13 protein-coding genes are annotated in these 16,927 nt (G+C 60.8%); 6 read left to right on the top strand and 7 right to left on the bottom strand.

What is annotated here, in order from left to right:
• Nucleotides 1-13: 13 nt before the first annotated feature.
• The 5 genes from AC2ISB_RS12945 to AC2ISB_RS12925 all read right to left on the bottom strand — a co-directional run bounded on the left by AC2ISB_RS12945 (nucleotide 14) and on the right by AC2ISB_RS12925 (nucleotide 8,350).
• Nucleotides 14-1,186: an HlyD family type I secretion periplasmic adaptor subunit gene (locus AC2ISB_RS12945; protein WP_339108652.1), complete on the bottom strand. Its 1,173-nt coding sequence runs from the start codon at nucleotides 1,184-1,186 to the stop codon at nucleotides 14-16.
• 1 nt (nucleotide 1,187) lies between these two features.
• On the bottom strand, nucleotides 1,188-3,455 hold the full coding sequence (locus tag AC2ISB_RS12940; RefSeq protein WP_486575336.1) for an ATP-binding cassette domain-containing protein: 2,268 nt from the start codon (nucleotides 3,453-3,455) through the stop codon (nucleotides 1,188-1,190).
• A gap of 14 nt (nucleotides 3,456-3,469) precedes the next feature.
• Entirely contained in the window at nucleotides 3,470-4,738 is a 1,269-nt protein-coding gene (locus AC2ISB_RS12935) for a TolC family protein (protein ID WP_486575335.1), read from the bottom strand.
• Between the two features lie 69 nt (nucleotides 4,739-4,807).
• The gene (locus tag AC2ISB_RS12930) at nucleotides 4,808-7,714 is read right to left on the bottom strand and encodes an Ig-like domain-containing protein (RefSeq protein ID WP_486575333.1); all 2,907 of its coding nucleotides are present in this window, start codon (nucleotides 7,712-7,714) and stop codon (nucleotides 4,808-4,810) included.
• Between the two features lie 180 nt (nucleotides 7,715-7,894).
• Entirely contained in the window at nucleotides 7,895-8,350 is a 456-nt protein-coding gene (locus tag AC2ISB_RS12925; protein ID WP_406721531.1) for an NUDIX domain-containing protein, read from the bottom strand.
• A gap of 133 nt (nucleotides 8,351-8,483) precedes the next feature.
• On the opposite strand from AC2ISB_RS12925, the gene hslO reads away from it, so the two are divergent.
• The 6 genes from hslO (at nucleotide 8,484) to AC2ISB_RS12895 (ending at nucleotide 15,022) form a co-directional block, all read left to right on the top strand.
• Entirely contained in the window at nucleotides 8,484-9,506 is a 1,023-nt protein-coding gene (gene hslO / locus AC2ISB_RS12920; protein WP_406721530.1) for an Hsp33 family molecular chaperone HslO, read from the top strand.
• The gene (locus AC2ISB_RS12915) at nucleotides 9,499-10,098 is read left to right on the top strand and encodes an NUDIX hydrolase (RefSeq protein ID WP_486575331.1); all 600 of its coding nucleotides are present in this window, start codon (nucleotides 9,499-9,501) and stop codon (nucleotides 10,096-10,098) included. Before hslO ends, AC2ISB_RS12915 begins: the two co-directional genes overlap by 8 nt.
• Nucleotides 10,095-11,240 carry a CCA tRNA nucleotidyltransferase gene (locus AC2ISB_RS12910; RefSeq protein WP_406735806.1) on the top strand — a complete coding sequence of 382 codons (1,146 nt, stop codon included), beginning with the start codon at nucleotides 10,095-10,097 and terminating at the stop codon, nucleotides 11,238-11,240. Before AC2ISB_RS12915 ends, AC2ISB_RS12910 begins: the two co-directional genes overlap by 4 nt.
• Before the next feature lie 69 nt (nucleotides 11,241-11,309).
• Entirely contained in the window at nucleotides 11,310-13,145 is a 1,836-nt protein-coding gene (locus tag AC2ISB_RS12905) for an ABC transporter ATP-binding protein (RefSeq protein ID WP_486575329.1), read from the top strand.
• 64 nt (nucleotides 13,146-13,209) lie between these two features.
• Nucleotides 13,210-14,442, top strand: coding sequence for a class I SAM-dependent RNA methyltransferase (locus tag AC2ISB_RS12900; RefSeq protein ID WP_406721526.1), 1,233 nt, complete (start codon nucleotides 13,210-13,212; stop codon nucleotides 14,440-14,442).
• Nucleotides 14,443-14,521: 79 nt separating this feature from the next.
• Nucleotides 14,522-15,022 (top strand): L,D-transpeptidase family protein, encoded by a 501-nt coding sequence (locus AC2ISB_RS12895; protein WP_339108642.1) that lies wholly within the window; start codon nucleotides 14,522-14,524, stop codon nucleotides 15,020-15,022.
• A gap of 104 nt (nucleotides 15,023-15,126) precedes the next feature.
• Here the strand turns inward: AC2ISB_RS12895 and dalA are convergent, their stop codons facing one another.
• Both dalA and hemH read right to left on the bottom strand, forming a co-directional pair.
• Complete coding sequence (gene dalA / locus AC2ISB_RS12890) at nucleotides 15,127-15,636, bottom strand: divisome-associated lipoprotein DalA (protein ID WP_339108641.1); 510 nt, start codon at nucleotides 15,634-15,636, stop codon at nucleotides 15,127-15,129.
• Between the two features lie 132 nt (nucleotides 15,637-15,768).
• Entirely contained in the window at nucleotides 15,769-16,827 is a 1,059-nt protein-coding gene (gene hemH / locus AC2ISB_RS12885) for a ferrochelatase (protein WP_339108640.1), read from the bottom strand.
• Nucleotides 16,828-16,927 lie beyond the last annotated feature (100 nt).

Here is a 16,927-nt window from a genome sequence, read left to right as displayed (position 1 = left end):
TTCGCGCGGAGGCTTACGGTTCGCGCAGGGCCTCGCGGGATTTGTAGAGCGGCTTGAGCAGATACTGCAGAATGGTCTTCTCGCCGGTATGCAACTCCACCGTCGCCTGCATGCCGGGACGGATTTCCAGATTGCGCTGGCGCTCTGTCAGATCAGACAGGTCCACACTCAACGTAACCTCGTAATGTGGCTGCGCATTTGGGTCTTTCTCGTCTTTGAACGTATCGGCAGAGACCACAACCACCTTACCGGTCAGGCTGCCATAGATCGTGTAATCATAGGCCGAAAGCTTGATCGTGGCATCCTGCCCCGCACGAACATTCGCAATATCTTTCGGTGCGATCTGGGCGTCGATATACAACTCTTCGCCCTCGGGAATGATCTGCATGATCTGCTGGCCCGGCTGAACGACACCGCCGATCGTGGTGACCGATAGCTGGTTGATGATCCCCCGCATCGGGGCCACCAAAGTGGTGCGGCCCAGTTGATCTTCCGAAAGTTTGAGTTGCTGACGCAGGGTGCCCAGCTTGTTCAGCGTATCCGAATAATCGGAGGCCCGATCCAGCTCGGTTTTGGTAATGATTTCATTGAGCTGGTTCTGTGCATCCTCGAAGGCCTTGCGCGATTTGGTTACCTCGATCAGTGGTGCAACCTGCTTTTCATACATGCGTTCAACAAGGTCACGCTCTGCCTTTGCCTGTGCAACCACGGCTTTCGCCCCCGACACACGGGCGTGATAATCTTCCAGCCGCGCCTCAAGCAGCCCCGATTCCGAGGCGATGATATCGGGCACAAGGCGGATCTGCTCTCTGGTCGGGTTGAAAATCAGCGTATCTTTCATCTCGGCTTCAAGCCGCATCTGGCGGATTTCAAGCCCCGCGATCTGGTCCCGCAAATCATCGGTCTGGGTCTGGTATTGCGTGGCATACAGCTTCGCCAGCACCTGCCCCGCCTCGACATGATCCCCCTCGGCCACATCCAGCTCTGCCAGAATTCCACCCTCGAGGTTCTGGATGATCTGCGGGCGCGACGACGACACGATCTCCCCCGGACCGCGCACAATCTGGTCAACCCAAGCCATTGAAGCCCAAAGCAGAAAGATCGCAAGTGCGATCCCGACCAGCCAGACAGTCATGCTCATCCGTTTGGTGCGGGTAAGGATCACACTGGGGTCGATCGTGGCCATGTCAGGTTCCGGTTTTCGCTTTGGTGAGGTGGGCCAGAACCGCATCACGCGGGCCGTCCACTGCCAGTTTTCCATTCTGCAGGATCAGGGTGCGCGAGGTCAAAGACAGGATCGGCACGCGGTGCGTCGCGATGATCGCAGTGCGACCTTCCAGCCACGATTGCAAGCGGCTGACCAATGTGGCCTCCAGCGTCGTGTCCAAGGCCGAGGTCGGCTCGTCAAGAATGACCACCGACGGATCCTGCAACCAGAGCCGCGCCCAGCCAATGGATTGGCGCTGCCCGACAGACAGCCCCTCGCCACCATCGCGCAGGGTCAGGTCCAGCCCCTTCGGATGGCTACGCACAAACGGCCCAAGCCCTGCAAAATCCAGCGCCTCATAGAGGCGGGCATCATCGCGTTCCAGCTGGGTCAGGTTCAGGTTTTCCCGCAAGGACCCCGCAAACAACCGGACATCCTGACTGAGATAGCCCAGAGAGCGGCGCAGATCGCGCGGATGGAGCTGGCCGATATCGATCCCGTCCAGCAAAATCCGCCCCGCTTGCGGATCATAAAGCCCCGCCATCAGCTTCAGGAGCGTCGACTTGCCGGACCCGTTAGTGCCCAGCACGGCAACCTTCTGCCCCGGAGGGATCTTCAGGTTGGGAATATCCAGCGTCAGGGAGCTGTCCTGATCATATTGGAAATTCACATGGCGCATCTCGTATTCGCCCCGCACCTGCTCGGTGCGCAGATAGGAACGGTCATCGGCCTGCGCCTGATCGGATTCGATGATCGCATCCAGCCCGTCCAGCGCATGTTTGACATTCGACCAGCGTGACAGCGTGCCTGCAAGCTGGGTCAGGGGCGACAGTGTGCGCGAGGTCAGGATCCCGATGGCAATGATCGACCCGACCGTAAAATCGCCCGAAAACACCTTATAGGTCCCGATCACCACGGCGGTGATATAGGTGCCCTGCTGGACCATCTGCGCCCAATAGGTCAGGGCCGCGGCCAGCTTGCGCTGTTCGGAGGATTTGATCGCCGACAGGGTGATCAGCTCTTCCCAGATCCGTTTGAACCGATCCGCCCCGCGTGAAGTGGCCACGGTTTCATGCTCGTAGATCGCTTCGTGCAGCAGACGGGACGCGCGCACCGAGGCGCCTTGGGTTGCTTCGGTCAGGCGGATCATCTTGCGCTGGAACAACAGCCCCGGCAGCACCATCAGGACCGCCCCCGCCAGAAGAACCCAGATCAGCGAGCCGCCGATAGAGGCCACCAGAAACAGGAAAACGAACACGAAAGGCACGTCCGCCAGCGTGCCGATGGTCGAGGCAGTGAAAAACTCGCGGACCGAGGAAAACTCGCGCATGGCCGAGAAAAGCTGGCTGGGCGAGCGTTTACCCGGCGCGACCTTCATGCCCAGCAGCCGTTCCATCAGCAATTGCTGGACCGATAGCTCGATCTTGCGACCTGCCATATCCATCAAGCCCGAGCGCGCGACTTTCAACGCCATCTCGAGACCAAGCGCCAGAAACGCGCCCAGAGCCAGAACCCAAAGCGTGGCCGTCGACTGGTGCGGGATCACACGGTCATAGACCTGCAGGCTGAACAGCGCCACGGCCACCGCCAGAAGGTTCGCGAAAAGCGACCCGACCGCCACCTCGACAAAAGCACGGCGCTGTTTATGGAACGCCCCCCAGAACCAGTGCTCGCGCTCGGACGAAATCTTGTGGCGGTCCTCAAGCTGCTTAAGCGAGGTCCGCGCACGGATCACGGTGCCGGTAAAGAAGCTGACAAATTCGCCCACCGGCACTTCGGCGCGCTGGTCCTTACAGGTTTTGTCATAGACGAACAGCGTCTGGCCATCCTGCCCGATGACCAGAACCATCTGGCCATTGCTCATCTGCGCCAGTGCGGGCCATTGATCGGGCGTGATCGAGGGGATCTTCTCGACCGAAGACACAAGCCCCGCCACCCGCAGAACAGCCGCAATATGCTCGGGCTTGATCTCGGCGGCCTCCTTGGCATCGCCGGTCAGCGCCGCCGTCGCCTCGCCCACCGCGCGTAGCATCTGTTCGAGAATGTCGATGGCCGGAATATCGGCCCCGAGAAGTCCGGCATAAAGCGCGGCCAGCTCGGCACGGGCGCGGGCACGATCCGAGGTTCTCTGACCGGCGGGCGGCTTCGCAACCGGAAGTTTAGGGTCGCCAGCGGCAGAGCGCAGCTCACCATTCGCCCCACTGATATGGGACGCATTGATGTCGAATGCTATGATGCGCTCTGCCAAAACTCTCTACCCTGCTAAATGACGCTCCCGTCGACAAGGAGCCCGTACCGGCGTGCGATTTCTAGCCTTATCAGGGCGATATCGTACTTTTGTCCAGCCAAGTCCTGCCGCATCTCGGCATAATTTTCAAATTGGTTAACAAGCTCCATCAGGCTGCGCCCGCCCAGACGGTACTGCTCGGTGTAAAGCGCAAGGCTCTTTTCCATTTCGGCAACCACATTGGCATCCCGCCCCTGCTTCGCCTCTGCAGCCGTCAGCTTGGATTTCAGCGTCACCACATCCTGATAGGCTTCCTGCCGTGCCTGTTCGACCTGCTGCTGCGCCGATTGGCGCGCCGCATCCAGCGCCTTGAGCTGATCGCCCGTGCCGAAACCGAACCCGCTGCTGGTGCCAAGATTGACCCCCGCATCCGGTTTACCGCTCCCGACAGAGGCGCTGGCCGACAACCCCGGCAACAGCCCCGCACGGCTGATCTTTGCTTCGGCGACGGTCAGGCCACGATTGCCTTCGGCTTCTTTGACGCTCAGCGCATCGGGCAACGGATCGGGAATATTCAGCGCATCGATTCCCCGCGCAGGCACCGCAGCGCCGCCCGTCATGGACTCAAGCTGCGCAATCTCGGAGCGGGCGGTGTCGCGCAATGCGGCCTCGGTGGCCTGCATATCGATCAGCTTCTGGGTCAGCACCCGCTGCTCGGACATATCCGACAGGCCGCCTTCCACGCGCTGGCGCATGATATTGTCATATTCTGACAGCTTGTTGCTGGCCTGCGTGGCCGCAGCGCCCTCGGCTTCGGCCTGACGGGCCTTGATATAATGGGCAAGTGCCGAATAGACCTTGTCGTTGTAATCCGAAGACAGCTTCACCGCTGCCAGTTCGACATCGGCTGCGGCATATTCGCGCTCGGCCCGTTTGGCGCCATTATCAAACAGCACCTGATCCAGAACGATCGACGTCGCCAGATCCCCCAGCGAGGTCAGGCTGACGCCCGGTTTCAGGGTGGGCAGCCAGTTTTTCGATTTGGCCTGAGCGGTCAGTTTCTTGACGACAAGTTCGGACTGGGCGGCACTTTTCTGGTAGCCCAGAACCGCTTTGGCGACCTGATCATAGGCCCCACCCGCAGGCAGGACAGAACGTCGGGACGCCAGATCGCCGATAATCGCAGAGCTTTGCGCCGTCACACCGGGAGGCTGTTCGGCAAAGCCGTTCTCGGAGGGCGCATAGGCAGACCGGCCAGAGGGAAACGGCGTCCCTCCGCCCAGACAACCAGAAAGAGAGGTCATCACGACACTCAGAAGTGCCGCCCGGACGAGAACCGTCCGGGAATTGCACATATCAGCCATCTACCCGCCTTAGATTACAGAGGTCGTGATGCTGTCATCGACATAAAGCTTCGCATCGCCGTCATCGAGCGTGTAAAGCGTGTAACCATCCATATCGCTTGTGTCGGATTTGGTCATCCCCGAGACACTGACGGTATCATCGGAGTCCCCCTCGATGATCAGCGTGTTTTCCGCACCGGTCAGGGACTGGATCTGGTCGCCGCTGATGGTCAGGTTCACATCCGCCAGATCAAGGTCGATCTTGGAGAAATCGAACTGGTCCAGACCGGCGCGCGACAGATCAAGATTGACCTCGGTTTCGCTGGAAACGGTCAGGGTCGAACTTTCATTGCCTGCCGCATCAACATCCGTCACCGCGAAATAGGTGCTCATGGCCTGCGACGAGAAGGAATAGATGTCCTCGCCCGAACCGTCATTCGCGGCGGTTGCGGTATGCGTCAGCTCGGTCACCGTCCCATCGCCGGAGATTGCCGACACGGTGTAGCTATCAGCCTCGCCATCGGAGTCGGTATAAAGGGCACGCACGGTGCTCGACCCGTTGGTGGACCAGGTGACATCGGGCGCTTCGGGCGCTTCGAGGTCATAGCTGAAGGTGCCGGAGGTCGCGGTATCGCCTTCAAGCGTGTTGCCATGTGCATCGACCGCGGTGATCGAATAGGTCGCCGTGCCGGTGCCTGCGGGCAGATCATCGGTGCCGAATGTGGTCGTCCACGTCCCGTCGGCCCCGACCGTCACCGTCTGGGTCGCACCGGTTTCGGTGATCGTCACGGTGATGGTCGACCCTGCCTCGACAGTGCCCGAAATCGCGAACCCGCTGGCCGCTTCGGCGCTGTTCACGGTGTTATCGGCCGTCACCGAGTTGACCGAGAAGTTCTCGACAACCGTATCGAAGACGACATCCAGCGTGGTCGAACCGCTATTGCCATATGCATCCACGGCGGTCACGGTCAGGGTTTCGGTTGCCGCGGCACCCTCGGGCAGGCTATCCGCCGGAACCGTCGCGCTCCAGGTTCCGGTCGCCGAGTTCACGGTTGCCGAAATCTGGCTGCCATCCGCCAGCGTCACCGTCACCGATTGCGCCCCGACTTCGACCGTGCCGCTCAGCACAAGACCGCCAGCCCGCTCGGTGGCGTTGACCACGTTATCGGCCAGATCATCATTGGGCGTGCTGGTCGAAACGGTCAGCGTATCCAGAACGGTGTCCACCTTGATCGTCTGGCTTGCGCTGGCCGTATTGCCATAGGCATCGGTTGCGCTCACGCTGATCGTCGCGGCAGAGCTATCGGCAGGCACTTCGGAGGCGCTGAAATTCGCGCTCCAGGAGCCATCGGCACCGGCAACGACCGTGCGCGTGCCCGAGCCGAAGCTGACAGTGACCGTGGCCAGTGCCTCTGCGGTCCCCGTCAGGATCACGCCGGAGGTTTCCGAGCCGCTGATCACGTTATCGCCCATCTGCGTGCTGTCGATGCCCACCGACACCGAGCTATCCACCGTTACGGATTTCGTAGCGGTGGAGACGTTGCCCGCATCATCGATTGCGGTCACGGTCGCCACATAGCTGCCGCTCGACAGCGACGAATCCGTGACAACCGCGCTCCAGTTTCCGCTGGCATCGACCGTTGCATCATAGATCTTGCCGTTGATCGACACGCTGACCGACGTCGCGTCCAGATCGGTCGTCCCCGAAAGGGTGAAGCCCGAAGAGGCTTCTGCCGCGCTGACCACATTGTCAGCGGTCACATTGGCCGAAGAGAAGGATACATTGAGTTCGGTATCGACGACCAGAACATCGTTAAGAACGGTGACGTTCCCGTTCACATCGGTCGCGGTCACCACCATATCCGTCGAGTATTCGCCCGCCGGAAGCTGGTCTTGCGTGAACGTCACGCTCCAGTTGCCATCGGTGTCAACCGTGGTGCTTTGTTCCTGACCGTTGATCGTGACCGTAATCGAGGCCCCGGCCTCGCCCGTCCCGCCAATCGAGATACCGTCCGCATATTCGGCCAGATTCTCGATATCGGAGGTCGATTCCGCACCATAGGTCACTTCGACCGCAGGCGGCGTCATGTCGATCAGGAAATCCGGACCATCAAGGGTGTATTCCGTTCCGCCAGGCGACGTTACCACAACGGTCGAGGTCATATCCCCATCCGACGGGAAGGTATCATCCTCGAAGGTCACGGCCCAGTCGCCATTCTCGTCCACCGTGGTCTCGATCGTCTGGTCCCCCAGCGTCACAACAACGGTCGATCCGGGCTCGCCGGTACCGCTGACCTCGGCCTTGGGATCATCGGTATTGGTGGTCAGCGTGTAATCGGCATCGGGGTCATTGACCGTCGGAATGATGGCATCATCATCACCATCGTCGCTACCACCGGTGTTTTTGTCTTTATCGTCACCTTCATCGTCGCCACCGCCGCTTGCCAGCGCAACCGCGCCCGCAGCCGCCGCACCGCCTGCCAACAACGGACCAAGTCCGAGCAGCGGAGCAAAGCCGGCCATACCGGCGGTATCTTCCTCGACCGGAGCAAGAATGTCGTCGCCATCCAGGAAGGCCAGCTCGTCATTGGGGCTCCACTTGCCGATGATTTCCGGCTCGGAGTAATTGGCAAACAGCACGCCGTCGCCGCTATCTTCCAGATTGACCTGCGTGATCTCGCCATCGGCAGAGATATACAGCGTGTTGGCAGGGGCCTCGAAAAAGCCTGCCAGATCCACAACGCGACCGTCGGTCAGAACGACGTGCAAATCGCCGCCAGCGCGTTCATATTTCAAAATATTCGTTTTGCGCAGATTCAACGAAACCGCGTCGCCGCTCCCGACCTGGATAAAATCGCCAGCACCATCGCCTGCAACCGTTCCACGAGAAACGCCGCCCGTAACATCACGGACGGCAAAGTCCACTGACTTTGCCATGAGTCTTGCTCCGCCTCAAAAAAGATGTGCAGCTCTTTTGACTGCATTTGTTTTTGCTCTCCCAAGCGGTAGCGGATTTTCGCTGACAAGCCTAGTTAAATGTCTCTTAACGTCAATTAATGGCCATACTTATGACGCGAGGGCCACGCATGTGACAAAAATACGCCACATTTTACCTGCTCATTTTCTTGGCATCCGCAGCCCGAAAACCTGCGAAATAAATTGCCGGTCACTTTTAGATGATAGCGTTTCTATAGCCTTATCAATATCTTGCCATACTGCCCTATGCCCTTTTTCTGTAGGGGCACCATAGCAGACCGTCGGTCGCGCAACATGGATCAGGCAGATTTTCTCAGCCCACATATTATAATCTGGCATATAGACGAAACGCCGATAGGCACCGATCCTGCGGATGCCGGAAATACCCCAGCCGGTCTCTTCGCGCACCTCCCGATGCAGCGCCGCAAGCGCCCCCTCGCCGGGATCGATTCCACCGCCCGGAAGCTGAAATTCCGGCACGGGCTTCTCCTGATGGGTAAGCAGCACCTGATCCCCCCGCAGCAAAAGTGCATAGGCACCGGGACGGCGCCTGTAGTGCTGCCCTCGACGCAGCGGCTCTCCGAAACGTGGAATCATGGCAAAGCCCTTTTATTTGACACGACAAAATCGCGGGAAATTCCGCGAGGTCTTGGGTTCGCGGCTTGTCGCGCCCATATAGGCAAGGTAATCCCGCTGCCAAGCCAAAGGCAAACCCCCTTCGAGGACCTATATGAGTACGCTATCCCAAATCGCCTGGGACGATACAGTTCTGCCCTTCCAGCTCGACCGTTCGGACATCCGTGGCCGCGTCGCACGGCTGGACGGTGTTCTGGAAGAAGTCCTGAAACAGCATGACTACCCCACCGTAGTCGAGGCACTGGTGGCCGAGGTCGCCTTGCTGACCGCGATGATCGGCCAGACCATCAAACTGCGCTGGAAGCTGTCGCTGCAAGTACGCGGCGACGGCCCGATCCGCATCATCGCCACCGACTATTATGCACCTGCCGCCGAGGGCGAACCTGCCCGCATCCGCGCTTGGGCCAGCTTTGACAAAGAGCGTCTTGACGAGGCGGGCGACGGTTTCCCCCAGATCGGCAAAGGCTATTTTGCCGTTCTGATGGATCAGGGCGAGGGCACGACCCCCTATCAGGGCATCACGCCTCTGGCGGGCGGGTCGCTGACCGCCTGTGCGCAGGCCTATTTCGCACAGTCCGAGCAGCTGCCGACCCGTTTCCAGCTGGCCTATGGTCGCGCCACCCTGCCCGGCCAGTCCGAGGCATGGCGTGCCGGTGGTGTGATGCTGCAACATATGCCGCCCGCCTCGCCGCTGCGCGCCCCCGAAGAGGGTGGTGCCGATAGCGAAGGGCTGCTGACCGCCGAGGACATCCTTGACGGCGAAGAAGGCGAGAACTGGAACCGCGCCAACATCCTCTTGGACACGGTCGAAGAGATCGAGCTGATCGGCCCGCGCATCCATGCGACCGACCTGCTGGTGCGATTGTTTCACGAGGAACAACCGCGCGTCTTCGATCCGCAGCGTGTGGAATTCGGCTGCACCTGTTCGGCGGATAAGGTGCGCAACAGCCTGTCGATCTATTCGGCCAAGGACATCACGCATATGACCACCGAAGACGGCATCGTCACCGCCGATTGCCAGTTCTGCGGCGCGCATTACGAATTCGATCCGCAAACGCTGGGGTTTGAAGCCACGAAAAACCCCGATGGCACCCCGGTCGAGGCCAAGGATGAGTGATCTTTCGTCCCGGTTACAGGCCGCTCTGGCCCGACCGGGGCGACCCTCTTCGGATTACGATCTGAACGAGGGGATCTCCCTGCCTGCGGGGCGCGTACTGCGCCCTGCGGCTGTGCTGGTGGCGTTCGAAGACACGCCCTTCGGGCCGCAGCTCTATCTGACAAAACGCGCCTCCCATCTGAAGCACCACCCGGGCCAGATTGCCTTTCCGGGCGGTAAGGTGGATGCGGGCGACCGCGATCCTGTGGCCGCCGCCCTACGCGAAGCCCGCGAGGAAATCGGCCTGCCTTCGGAAAATGTGCAGATCCTTGGCCACCTTGACCCGCATGAAACCGTCACCAGCTTCTCGATGGTTCCGGTTCTGGCCCGGATCACGACGCCGTTCCGCCCCGCCCCCGAACCGGGCGAGGTCGATGAGGTGTTTACCGTGCCTCTGCACCATATCGCCAATCCTGCGAATTTCCGCCTTGAGGGGCGACGCTGGCGTGGCACGTGGCGGCACTATTACGCCGCCCCCTATGGCCCCTACTATATCTGGGGCGCTACGGCGCGGATCCTGCGCTCTTTGGCAGACAGGCTGACCCCGTCATGAAACTGACGGATGACTGGCTGACAGCTCCTGCCACACAGGCCGTAATGCAGATGCTTGAAACAGCCGGCCATCAGGCGTTCTTTGTCGGTGGCTGTGTGCGCAATGCCGCCTTGGGTGCACCGGTCAGCGATCTGGATATTGCCACCGATGCGCCGCCACAAAGCGTGATTACACTCGCCAATGCCGCTGGTCTGAAACCCATTCCCACGGGCATAGAACACGGCACGGTGACAGTGGTCTCGGACCATATCCCGCATGAAATCACCACCTTCCGCCGCGACGAGGAGACCGATGGCCGCCACGCTCTGGTTGCCTTTTCCACGGAGATTGCCGAGGATGCGGCGCGGCGCGATTTCACGATGAACGCCCTTTACGCACGCTCGGATGGCGAGGTCCTCGACCCGCTGGGCAGCGGTCTGGCGGATCTGCAGGCGCGTCATCTGCGGTTTGTCGGGGAAGCGGAAGACCGGATCCGCGAGGACTATCTGCGTATCCTGCGCTTCTTCCGTTTCACCGCATGGTATGGTGCGCCTGAAAACGGTCCGGATGCCGAAGGTCTGGCCGCCTGTGCCGCCTTGGCCGAGGGCATTGACGGCCTCGCCCGCGAGCGTATCGGCGCGGAAATGCGCAAGCTTCTGGCCGCGCCCGATCCTGCGCCCGTCATTGCCTCGATGGCGCAAACCGGCATCCTGTCCCGCCTCCTGCCCGGTGCGGATGCCAAAGCCCTGCCCGTGCTGATCCATCTGGAAAACGGGCGCGGCCCCGATCCGCTGCGACGTCTGGCCTGCCTGACATCGCAGCCCGCCACCGCCGCATTGCGCCTCTCACGGGCCGAGGCAAAACGTCTGGCCCGTCTGCGCGAGGCCGCGCAAGACATCGGCAGTCCCACCGAAATGGGGTATCGTCTGGGGGTCGAGGACGGGTGTGATGCATGGCTTGTCCGCGCAGCACTTCTGGAAATGCCGATGACACCCGACTGGCCCGCGCAGATTGCCTTTGGTGCCGCACAGACATTTCCGGTCACCGCCCGCGATCTTTTGCCCGCCTTACAGGGCAAGGAGTTGGGCGATAAGCTGGCCGAGCTGGAAATCCGCTGGATCGGCAGCGGCTTCACGCTGGATCGTGCGCATCTGCTAGGCTGAGCCTGCGCACCGCCCCCCTTGGCCGGACGCACGGCACGGTCTAGCTTGACCTGCAAAAGGAGCATGCTGATGATAAACCCCTTCCGCAAGGCCAGATCCGCCCCACCAACCACACTCGGGCGCTTTCTCTTCTGGTGCCTGAGGGGCGCATGGGGGCTGATCACAGCATCGGCCCTGCTATCCGCCGCAGCAGGCGCGATGGAAGTGGTCTCGGCATGGCTTCTGGGGCGCGTGATCGACAGTCTGATCTCGACGACGCAGGGCGATATCTGGTCCGACCACGCGCTGATCCTTGGCGGTTTCGTGCTCTTCTACCTGGTGATCCGCCCTGTGGTCTTTGGTCTGTCAACAGCCGCCAACCACCTATTGTTACAGCCGAATATCTTCCCTCAGGTCTTGTCACGCCTGCACCGCCACACGATGGGCCAGTCGGTGACCTTCTTCGATAACGATTTCGCCGGTCGCATCGCCCAAAAGCAGATGCAGACCGCCCGCGCGGTGACCGATGTCGCACAAGGCAGCATAGAGACCGGCATGTTCGCCCTCTCGTCGATCCTCGGCTCGGCAGCCATGCTGGCCGCAATCGACGGTTGGGCGGCGCTGGCGCTGTTGCTATGGATGATCGCGATGGTTCTGGTGATCCGCACCTTTCTGCCGCATGTGCGCGGGAGGTCGAAGGCGCGCGCCTCCGCACGGGCCATGGTGTCGGGGCAGGTGGTGGATACGATCACCAATATCAAGACGGTGAAGCTTTTTGCCAATACCGAACACGAGGACCGCGAGGCCTTGGGCGCGATGGAAAGCTTCCGCGAACGCGCGATCGCCTTCGGACGGGTCTCCACCGGCTACCGGACCGCCCAGATGGCGCTCTCCGGCCTGCTGCCGGTGGTTTTGGTCGGCGGTACGGTTCTGCTCTGGCGTCAGGGCGCGGCCAGTGCGGGGGATGTGGCCGCCGCAGGGGCCATCGCCATGCGGATCGCGCAGATGTCGGGATGGGTGTCGATGTCGCTGATGCAGATCTATGGCTCGATCGGTGAGGCGGAAGACGGGATGAACACGCTGGCCGCGACCCACGGCCTGACCGACCACCCCGATGCACAGGACATGGGGCGCGCAAAGGGCGCAGTATGTTTTGACCATGTCAGTTTCACTTACGGGCGCAGCGAGGGTGGATTGCAGGATATTTCTCTCGCTATTCCTGCAGGCCAGCGCGTCGGTATCGTGGGGGCGTCAGGCGCAGGGAAATCCACCCTCGTTGCCCTGCTTCTTCGGTTGTATGATACCGAAAAAGGGGCCGTTCGGTTGGATAATACCGATATCCGCACGATCACGCAGGAAAGCCTGCGCCGTCAGATCGCTATGGTCACGCAGGAAACAGCCATGTTCAACCGCTCCGCCCGCGAGAACATCCTCTATGGTCGCCCCGATGCCACCGAACAGGAGATCATCGACGCCGCCCGCGCGGCCGAAGCGCATGATTTCATTCTCGATCTCGAAGACCATAAGGGCAATAAAGGATATGATGCGATGCTGGGCGAACGCGGGGTGAAACTCTCGGGCGGCCAACGCCAGCGTATCGCCCTCGCCCGCGCCTTCCTGAAAAACGCACCTATTCTGGTGCTGGACGAGGCCACCTCGGCGCTGGATTCCGAGGTCGAGGCGCAGGTGCAGGACGCGCTGACCAATGTGATGGCCGACAAGACCGTACTGGCCATCGCCCACCGCCTGTCCACCATCGCCGAAATGGACAGGATCGTGGTCATGGAGAAAGGCCATATTGCGGAAGACGGCACGCATGATGAACTGCTGGCGCAGAACGGCCTCTATGCCCGCTACTGGAACCGGCAGTCGGGCGGCTTTATAGGTGCCGAGGACAACGCGGAAGATGTGGAGGCGGCGCAATAGGCTTTGCCTTGCGGCCAAGGGCTGCTAAAGCCTGCCCTCAAGCAAAGCCAGCCGGATAGCCATCATGACCGATCACATCTATAGCGTCGACCGCCTCTCCATTCAGGCCGATGGCGTCATCCGCAGCGAAGAGGGCACGATCCACGCGCCGCTCACCCTCCCACAGGAAGACATCACCGGCGAGGTCGTTGCTGGCCGGATCGCGCAACCGAAGATCGTCAACCCTTCCGCCAGCCGAGTCCGGCCTCCTTGCCCGCATTATCGCGCCTGCGGGGGCTGCAGCCTGCAACATGCCTCGGATGCATTCGTGGCCGACTGGAAAGCCAGCGTGATCGAAACGGCACTGGCCGCGCGTGATATCGACGCCAAGGTCGAACAGGTCTTCACCTCTCCCGCCAATTCACGCCGCCGCGCCACGCTTTCGGGGCGCCGCACGAAAAAGGGCGCGCAGGTGGGCTTTCATGGCCGCGCCTCCGGCACGATCACCGAAATCACCGGCTGCACCCTGCTGCGCCCCGAGCTGCTGGCCCATCTGCCCACGGCCGAAGCCCTGACCATCGCCGGAGCCAGCCGCAAGGGCGAACTGTCGATGACGCTGACCCTCTCGGAGGCTGGCGTCGAGATCGCCTGCACCGGCGGCAAGGAGATTTCGGCAGATCTCTTCACCACGCTCTCCGAGATCGCCCATAAGAACGGGCTGGCGCGGATCTCATGGAATGGCGAGATGGTCGCCGCGATCCGTCCCGCATGGCAGGCGATGGGACGGGCACAGGTTGCCCCGCCCGCAGGCGCTTTCCTGCAGGCCACGAAAGAGGGCGAAACGGCGCTGACCGATTTCGTTCTGCAAAACCTCGGCAAGGCCGCAAAAGTGGTCGATCTGTTCTCGGGGTCGGGCACTTTCACCCTGCCTCTGGCCCAATATGCCGATGTCCATGCGGTCGAGGCCGAAGCCCCCATGCTGGAGGCTCTCGACCAAGGCTGGCGCAAGGCACAGGGCCTGCATCGTGTGACCCATGAAGCCCGCGATCTCTTCCGCCGCCCGCTGCTTCCCGACGAGCTCGACCGTTTTGACGTAATCGTGATCGACCCGCCGCGCGCCGGCGCGGAGTCCCAGATTGCCGAAATCTGCCGCTCGGATGCCACACGTGTCTTGCATGTGTCCTGCAACCCGATCACTTTCTCTCGCGATGCCAAGACCTTGCTGGAAGCAGGATTTGTCCTGGAGAAACTTATCGCTGTCGACCAGTTCCGTTGGTCTGCCCATATTGAAATCGCTGCGCTGTTTACCCGTTGTTAACCACGTCTAAAGCAGACTCGATCTAAAGGCAGAAAACGGCTAGAAGGCCTATCGAGCAGACCTATCAAACAGGCAAAAAATGCAACGCAGAACGCTTCTTTCGGGCCTTGGCGCAATGGCCCTTCTGTCGGCATGTGGCGACAGTTCGAAGTTCAAGAATTACGAAGGCGCGCCGGTGACACAGATTCAGGTCTTCAAGAAAGACCGCAAGATGTATCTGTTCTCGGGCGACCAGATCGTCAAGACCTATGACATTGCTCTGGGCGGCCAACCGGTTGGTCCCAAGCAGTTCGAAGGTGACGGCAAAACCCCCGAAGGGGTCTATTACATCGACTGGCGCAATCCCAATTCCGCCTATCACCTGTCTCTGCGCGTGTCCTATCCGAACCCGCAGCAGATCTCCTTCGCTGAAAGTCAGGGCCGCAAACCGGGCGGAGATATCTTCATTCACGGGCAGGCAGGGGCCAATAAGGGCCGCGGCAAGGACTGGACCGCAGGCTGTATTGCCGTGAATGATAAACAGATCGAGGAAATCTATTCGATGGTGCTGACCGGAACCCCGATCTTTATCTACCCCTAAGCGGCCCCGCGTCGCGACAGGCATCAAAAAAGGCCCTCTTGCGGGGCCTTTTTCTATGTCGGACAAGCCATGTTACAAGGCATAGCGGGTGTAGGGCGGGCGCATCAGCGCCCGGTCAGCATGGTCCACCAGATCTTGCCCGACGGCTCCTGATACCAGGCAAAGCCCATCTCGGTGGCCGCCGGATTGAGGATCACATCGCGAGTCTCCGGATCGCTCATCCAAGCCGAAAGGGTTTCGGTCTCGGTTTCATAGGTCTCCGAGATATTCTCGCCCACGACTTCGCCATAGAAGCCCGCGCGTTTTGCACGATCCAGGGGCGAGGACCCGTCCGAGCCCCAATGCCACGGCCGGTTCTGCTTGGCCATGTCCTTGCTATGCACCGTGGCAGCGATCGCCAGCTGTGTGTTCAGCTGCATCGGGCCGGTACCACGGGCGGCGCGCAGGCTGTTGACCGCCTCGAGCGCGCGGCTCGGGATCACCTCGGCATCCTTTTTGGTGATCCGATAGACTTTCGGCATCGGCTTCCCATCGGGAGCCAGCTGCACATCGTTTGAAGTGGTCGCGCAGGCCCCGAGAGCCATCAGCAACGCAAGGATAGGAAGTGCTTTCATACCGTTCACCGTCGAATTCTCTGGCCGCCAGCGATACACGCAGCCGCGCTTTGCTTCAAACCCACAGTTCCGTGAGGACATCAAATGCCTGCGGGTTGCGACACTGACGCCATGTTTTCGCCGCCGGACCGCTCAGAGGCGGTGGATCCAGCCCTGCAAATTCTCCTCGATGACCTCGCTCAGCAGCGCGATATGGGCATCACCGTCATTGAGACAGGGGATATAGGTAAAGCTTTCGCCACCCGCATGTTCGAAAGCCTCGCAGATCTCGCCCTTGATCTCTTCGAGGGTCTCGATGCAATCGGCCGAAAACGCGGGCGAAATGACAGCGATACGCTTTTTGCCCGCGCGGGCCAGTTCGGCCACATGTTCGACAGTATAGGGGCGCAACCATTCCTCGGTGCCAAAAACCGACTGGAAGGTGGTGTGGATGCGGTCTTTGTCCCAGCCCAGCCGCTCGCGCAGAAGGCGCGTCGTCTTCTGGCACTGACAGTGATAGGGGTCGCCTTCCATCAGATACCGCTTGGGCATGCCATGATAGGAGCAGACCAGCACATCGGGCTGTGCCCCGTCTGGATAGGCGTTCAGCACCGATTGGGCCAGAGCCTCTATATAGTTCGGGCGGTCGAAATATTCCGGAACGACGCGCGCGGCAGGCTGCCGTTTCTGGGTCATCAGCGCCTTGAAAAACGCATCATTGGCCGTGGCCGAGGTCGCCCCCGCGTAATGCGGATACAGCGGGAAGAACAGGATCTTCTCGCAGCCGTTCTTCACCATCCGGTCCACCACGGATCGGGTCGAGGGATTGCCGTAGCGCATACAGAAATCCACCTCGACGCGGTCGCCATAAAGCGCCGCCATCGATTGCTTCAGCTTGGCCACCTGCTGTTTGGTGATCGTCATTAACGGGCTTTCATTGGCCTCGTTATTCCAGATCGTCTTGTAATTCGCCCCCGAGGTGAAGGGGCGCTTGGACAGGATAATCAGCTGCAAAAGCGGTTGCCATTTCCAGTTCGGAATATCGATAACGCGCTTGTCCGAGAGAAATTCGCCCAGATACCGGCGCATCGACCAGTAATCCGTTCCATCCGGAGTGCCCAGATTGGCCACAAGGACACCGATCTTGGCCGTAGGCACCGCAGGGTGGTCGGCAGGCGCATGGCTCAAGCGCGGATTGGCTGGCTTCGGCATGGAAAGATCCTATCGCGGTTTCGGAACATTTCCGGAGATAACGCGTTCGGGAACTGTGTCAAAGCCCAAAGTTCTCATGACCCGCGGCTACGCGGTCCGC

Source organism: Thioclava sp. NS-SX20 (genome assembly GCF_057380695.1).
The sequence above is the reverse complement of the archived record's forward strand: the minus strand, read 5'-3'. Positions and strand labels throughout refer to the sequence as shown.

Excerpts from the sequence above, each read along its gene's own strand:
- AC2ISB_RS12910 (WP_406735806.1), top strand. The coding sequence starts at position 10,095 with ATGAAACTGACGGATGACTGGCTGACAGCTCCTGCCACACAGGCCGTA.
- AC2ISB_RS12930 (WP_486575333.1), bottom strand. The coding sequence starts at position 7,714 with ATGGCAAAGTCAGTGGACTTTGCCGTCCGTGATGTTACGGGCGGCGTT.
- dalA (WP_339108641.1), bottom strand. The coding sequence starts at position 15,636 with ATGAAAGCACTTCCTATCCTTGCGTTGCTGATGGCTCTCGGGGCCTGC.
- hslO (WP_406721530.1), top strand. The coding sequence starts at position 8,484 with ATGAGTACGCTATCCCAAATCGCCTGGGACGATACAGTTCTGCCCTTC.
- AC2ISB_RS12925 (WP_406721531.1), bottom strand. The coding sequence starts at position 8,350 with ATGATTCCACGTTTCGGAGAGCCGCTGCGTCGAGGGCAGCACTACAGG.
- AC2ISB_RS12905 (WP_486575329.1), top strand. The coding sequence starts at position 11,310 with ATGATAAACCCCTTCCGCAAGGCCAGATCCGCCCCACCAACCACACTC.
- hemH (WP_339108640.1), bottom strand. The coding sequence starts at position 16,827 with ATGCCGAAGCCAGCCAATCCGCGCTTGAGCCATGCGCCTGCCGACCAC.
- AC2ISB_RS12895 (WP_339108642.1), top strand. The coding sequence starts at position 14,522 with ATGCAACGCAGAACGCTTCTTTCGGGCCTTGGCGCAATGGCCCTTCTG.
- AC2ISB_RS12915 (WP_486575331.1), top strand. The coding sequence starts at position 9,499 with ATGAGTGATCTTTCGTCCCGGTTACAGGCCGCTCTGGCCCGACCGGGG.
- AC2ISB_RS12945 (WP_339108652.1), bottom strand. The coding sequence starts at position 1,186 with ATGGCCACGATCGACCCCAGTGTGATCCTTACCCGCACCAAACGGATG.
- AC2ISB_RS12900 (WP_406721526.1), top strand. The coding sequence starts at position 13,210 with ATGACCGATCACATCTATAGCGTCGACCGCCTCTCCATTCAGGCCGAT.
- AC2ISB_RS12935 (WP_486575335.1), bottom strand. The coding sequence starts at position 4,738 with ATGACCTCTCTTTCTGGTTGTCTGGGCGGAGGGACGCCGTTTCCCTCT.